This is a genomic window from Neorhizobium sp. BETTINA12A (genome assembly GCF_023006485.1).
In the GTDB taxonomy this organism is placed as follows: Bacteria; Pseudomonadota; Alphaproteobacteria; order Rhizobiales; family Rhizobiaceae; genus Neorhizobium.
Map to the genome: position 1 here is coordinate 1 of NZ_JALBGW010000341.1, position 1,019 is coordinate 1,019.

Sequence of the window (1,019 nt, forward strand, 5' to 3'; positions counted from 1 at the left end):
CCTGCCCGCGCTCGGCCTGCCGCGGGCGACGGTTGCCATCAACGTCTCGCCGCGCGAGTTCGACCTCTATTCGGTCACCGACGTGCTCGATTGCATCACCTCGGCCCATTGCATCGATCCGGCGCTGTTCGAGATCGAGATCACCGAGGAGGCGATCCTCGACACGCTGGTCGCCGGCGAGCAGCTGAAGCGCATCGAGCGGTCCGGCTACAAGCTCGCCGTCGACGATTTCGGGGCCGGCCATTCCTCGCTCGCCTATCTCGTGGCGCTCAAGGTCGACCGGCTGAAGCTCGACCGACGGTTCATCACCAACGTGCATCAAAGCCGCCAGAACCAGGAGATCGTCGGCGCCATGGCCGGCCTCGGGCGGGCATTGTCGATGGAGGTGGTGGTCGAAGGCGTCGAGAGCGAGGAGGAGGCCAACGCCCTGAAAGCGCTTGGCTGCCAGTTCGCCCAGGGCTATTTCTTCGGCCGCCCGATGCCTGCCGAACGCATCCCCGGTTGGATCGAATGCCGCCGCGCCGTCACCGAGCGCCAGGTGGCGTAACCCGCTCGCATCTCCTGCCCCGCCCCAAAAATCCGTTTCCCTTTTGTACTCGTTTTGTGACCTGCCCCTCTTCACTTTCGCGACGAGTCTCTCCATATTCGCGGCATGGCCAGATCACCGAAAAAATCGCCCGCCTCGAACCCGAAAAATTACGACGGTTTCGAGGAGGCCCCACAATCGTCGTTCGAGGGCGCGCCTCTGCAAGGCAGCGTATCCGACTGGGTGAGGCAGCTCGAGGCTGAGGCGGAAGCCTCCGGCGTCGAGACGCAGCGTGAGATTGCTTCGAAGGCGGGCAAGCATCGCAAGAGAATAGAGATCGCGGCGCGCGAGGAAGCCATCAAGGCCGCCAAGTCGGCCCCGACCACGGCCAAGAACACCACCGCCTCGAAGACCGCCCGCGGCGTATCGATCGGCGCCTCGTCGGACCCGAAGACCCGCGCCCGCGCCGGCCTCAATCCGGTCGCCGGCATGG

The 1,019-nt window shown here is 65.3% G+C and carries 1 protein-coding gene and 1 pseudogene; both read left to right on the plus strand.

Translation table 11 applies throughout. From position 1 onward, the window contains the following. The coding region (locus MOV61_RS30005; protein WP_247139190.1) for an EAL domain-containing protein at positions 1-547 on the plus strand (547 nt) is incomplete at its 5' end. Between the two features lie 105 nt (positions 548-652). Next, positions 653-1,019: pseudogene (locus MOV61_RS30010) on the plus strand (excinuclease ABC subunit UvrB); the annotation flags it as partial.